The following is a 3,142-nucleotide window of genomic DNA, read 5'->3' as shown; positions in this document are numbered from 1 at the left end:
AAAAAAAATGAACCACTACAGCCTGCTCGCGATGGTCGTTAACGATTACGCGGGAAATCTGATACCCCGCGGCGTCCTCAAGTCCATCGCGAGCAAGCTCGCTCCTACAGATTGGTATCAGGCAGCCTGCGAGTAAAAATCCAGCACACTCACGCCCGTCAGCAAATCCGTTTCCGGTAAATCCGCATGTTGATGCCCACCCAGGGCGCAATACACCAGCCAATGGCGATCCTGAACGTTGAAGGCGAGGCTGCCGACGAGGGTTTGTTGTTCTTCGCTGGGGGTGATGAGGTAGAGACGATCCTGGTTTTCGGCGTGGAGCATGACGTGATCCGTGTCGGTTTTGGGACGCGCATGTTCGCCGATACAGATGACGAAGCCGTGACTCAGGACAGCCATTGATCAAAAGCTTCGTTATTTGTCGGAAACAGGGGGCAGGGGCGCAGGCTTTCGGTAGAATCCGCGCCGCGGTCGCCCGTCCGGCACCTGCTACCTGATTGACCTGAGGTTCGTAATGTCGCTGCACTTGATGACGCTTTTTACCGCCCATCCCGCCAAACTGATCAATCTGCTGGCCTTGCTCTTCGCCTTCCCGGGCGGCTGGTTGCTGCACGCCACCCGTCGTCGCGAACTGCGTGCGATGGCCAGTTTGCAGGCGCAGCGCCAGAGCAGCCCGAACGTAGAACCCACGCTGGATTGGGCGACCTTGCGCATGAACCGGTTTTTCTACATCTTCGGTTTTGCCTGCATGGGGATGGCGCTGCTGGTCTCCTGGATCAGCACTCAGGTCTGAACCTTTTCAAAGCAAAAGATCGCAGCCTTCGGCAGCTCCTACAGGTGTACATCAATCCCGTGTAGGAGCTGCCGAAGGCTGCGATCTTTTGATCTTGACCGCTTACAGCGGTAACCCTGCCTTCACCCGGTACTGATTACGCACCGGCGTCGCATATTGCAGCACCAGGAATGGACGATGCTCTGGCGGGCAAGCGTCCAGGCGGCGTTGCCATTCTTCCTGGGCCTTGGCCAGTTCTTCGGCCGGGAACACCTCGGTGGCCTTCGGCACCTGCAACTGCGGATCAGCGTCTTTCCACTGCGCGTAAGCCAGGTAGTGCACCGGGAACAAGCGATAGCCACTGAGGATTTGCTTGTCCATCTCGACCGCCAATTGCTTGGTGTCTTCGAACAGTTCGGTGATCGGTGCGGCAAAGTTCACATGCACCCGGCCCTTGTAGCCGGTGATCCCCTTGGCGATGCTCACGTCATCCTCGCCCGGCACCTTGGTGTAACTGCCGGTGGTGGCGCGGATGTAAAGCTCGCGAGCCTTGGCCTGATCGCAGGGGTCGTATTCGTAGCTGATCGACACCGGGGTCAGGTTCAGCGAGTGAATGACTTCGCCGAACGGCTCGTCCTTGCGGCTCATGTGGAACATCTTGAGGATCGCCGATTCGGTACGGTCGTCACCGTCCTTGGCGCGGCCCTCGGCCTGGGCGATCCAGATCGAGGCGCAATCATTGCGGATCGAATGGTTGATATACGCCGACAGCAATTGATAGGCCGCCATTTTCTCCCGGCGACCGCTGATCGAGCGGTGCACGATGAAGCTCTTGTTCAGGCGCATCAGGTCGCTGACGAAAGGCTTTTGCAGCAGGTTGTCGCCAATGGCAATGCGCGGGGTCGGCAGGCCGGCGTGGTACACGGCGTAGTTGACGAAGGCCGGGTCCATCACGATATCGCGGTGGTTGGCGATAAACAGGTAGGCGCTGCCGGACTTGAATTGCTCCACCCCGGTATAAGTGACACCGTCGGTGGCGCGCTCGATGGTGTGGTCGACGTAAACCTCGACTTTGTCCTGTAACGTGGCCACACAGGTCACGCCGGCAAACTCACGGCGCAGCCGATGGGCTATAAGAGGTTTGAGCGCCCAGCCTAAAGCGCCGGCAAAACGCGGGAAGCGGAAGTGGGTGAGGATATCTAGAAACGCCTTGTCGCCGAGCAGCCGGTCCAGCACCGCTGGGACTTCGCTGTCGTCGTAAGGTCGGATGGCATCGAATTCGCCCATCATGCTCTCTTGTTAGAAACGGCTAGGGTAAGTAAAGGTTTTGTTCGAAAACCGGCGGGGCATGGTCTGAAAAAGTAGCCAGACAAAAAAGCCCTGCAAATAGACCGGCGATTATACGCACAAGTCACCTGGGAGACCGCGATGCTGGAAACTGCGCAGTATGAATGTCCGTATTGTGGTGAGGAGGTAGAGACTACTCTGGATTTGTCCGGCGGCGATCAGACCTACATCGAGGACTGTCAGGTGTGCTGCCGGCCGATAACCTTCGTGTTGCAGGTTCATGAAGATGAATGGCATCTCGAAGTGTTCAGTGAAAACGAATGAGGGGCGTGTATGCAGCGCATCTACGATCCGGAAAACCTGATGGAAGGCGAGTTGCTGCAAGGCATGCTCGCCAGCGAGGGTATCGAGGCGCATCTGGTGGGCCGTGATTTGCTCGGGGGCAGTGGCGAGTTGCCGATCTATGGCCTGCTCGGGCTGTCGGTCGAGAACGACCAGGCCGAATATGCCCGCGAGCTGATCACCGCGTACAATGCAGCGCTGCCGCTGTCCGGCGATGAACCGGACAGCTTTCCCGGCACGCTGGTCTGTTAGGCTGGCGTTCGTTTGATCAAGAGCCGTGTTGCCCCATGTGTGGACGTTATGCCCTGTTTCGCTGGAACCCTGCCTTCGCGGCCCTGCCCGGTTTTCCCGCCGACCAGAAGGCGCAGTGGAACATTTCCCCGAATGATTCGGTGTTGATGCTGCGGGCCGAGCCTGACGGTCAGCGCTCGCTGGCTCGCGCCCGCTGGGGCCTGACGCCACCCTGGCTGACCGATCTGTCCCGCACCCCGGCCCACGCCCGCGCCGAAACTGTTGCCGAGCAGCCAATGTTTCGCCAGGCCTTGCGCGAGCGCCGCTGCCTGTTGCCGGCCAATGGTTTCTACGAATGGCGCGGCACGACGCGCAAGCGCCCGTATTGGCTGACGCCGGGGGAGGGCTCGTCATTATTTTTTGCGGCGATCTGGGAGGCGTATCCGGTACAGGAGCAGGTGTGGCTGAGTACCGCGGTGATTACCCAGCCAGCGGCGAGCCAGCGGCGGC

General features: G+C 59.4%; 6 protein-coding genes. 4 read left to right on the top strand and 2 right to left on the bottom strand.

Annotation, left to right across the window (positions count from 1 at the left end):
* Positions 1-117: 117 nt before the first annotated feature.
* Positions 118-324 carry a hypothetical protein gene (locus tag PMI26_RS0129860; protein WP_033048315.1) on the bottom strand — a complete coding sequence of 69 codons (207 nt, stop codon included), beginning with the start codon at positions 322-324 and terminating at the stop codon, positions 118-120.
* 190 nt (positions 325-514) lie between these two features.
* On the opposite strand from PMI26_RS0129860, the gene PMI26_RS03785 reads away from it, so the two are divergent.
* Entirely contained in the window at positions 515-793 is a 279-nt protein-coding gene (locus PMI26_RS03785) for a hypothetical protein (protein WP_007979321.1), read from the top strand.
* A 102-nt stretch (positions 794-895) separates the two neighbouring features.
* On the opposite strand, the gene PMI26_RS03790 is transcribed toward PMI26_RS03785, so the two are convergent.
* Positions 896-2,059 carry a 1-acyl-sn-glycerol-3-phosphate acyltransferase gene (locus PMI26_RS03790; protein WP_007979319.1) on the bottom strand — a complete coding sequence of 388 codons (1,164 nt, stop codon included), beginning with the start codon at positions 2,057-2,059 and terminating at the stop codon, positions 896-898.
* Between the two features lie 141 nt (positions 2,060-2,200).
* On the opposite strand from PMI26_RS03790, the gene PMI26_RS03795 reads away from it, so the two are divergent.
* The 3 genes from PMI26_RS03795 to PMI26_RS03805 all read left to right on the top strand — a co-directional run.
* On the top strand, positions 2,201-2,383 hold the full coding sequence (locus PMI26_RS03795; RefSeq protein WP_007979317.1) for a CPXCG motif-containing cysteine-rich protein: 183 nt from the start codon (positions 2,201-2,203) through the stop codon (positions 2,381-2,383).
* Positions 2,384-2,392: 9 nt separating this feature from the next.
* Positions 2,393-2,653: a putative signal transducing protein gene (locus PMI26_RS03800; RefSeq protein ID WP_007979315.1), complete on the top strand. Its 261-nt coding sequence runs from the start codon at positions 2,393-2,395 to the stop codon at positions 2,651-2,653.
* A 35-nt stretch (positions 2,654-2,688) separates the two neighbouring features.
* A partial coding sequence (locus PMI26_RS03805) for an SOS response-associated peptidase (protein WP_007979314.1) occupies positions 2,689-3,142 on the top strand: 454 nt, incomplete at its 3' end.

The organism is Pseudomonas sp. GM33, from assembly GCF_000282295.1.
Taxonomy (GTDB): domain Bacteria; phylum Pseudomonadota; class Gammaproteobacteria; order Pseudomonadales; family Pseudomonadaceae; genus Aquipseudomonas; species Aquipseudomonas laurylsulfatiphila.
This window is presented reverse-complemented; position numbering and strand designations above follow the sequence as displayed.

Bases quoted from the DNA above. Each gene is read 5' to 3' on its own strand.
- PMI26_RS0129860 (WP_033048315.1), bottom strand. From the start codon at position 324: ATGCTCCACGCCGAAAACCAGGATCGTCTCTACCTCATCACCCCCAGC.
- PMI26_RS03785 (WP_007979321.1), top strand. From the start codon at position 515: ATGTCGCTGCACTTGATGACGCTTTTTACCGCCCATCCCGCCAAACTG.
- PMI26_RS03790 (WP_007979319.1), bottom strand. From the start codon at position 2,059: ATGGGCGAATTCGATGCCATCCGACCTTACGACGACAGCGAAGTCCCA.
- PMI26_RS03795 (WP_007979317.1), top strand. From the start codon at position 2,201: ATGCTGGAAACTGCGCAGTATGAATGTCCGTATTGTGGTGAGGAGGTA.
- PMI26_RS03800 (WP_007979315.1), top strand. From the start codon at position 2,393: ATGCAGCGCATCTACGATCCGGAAAACCTGATGGAAGGCGAGTTGCTG.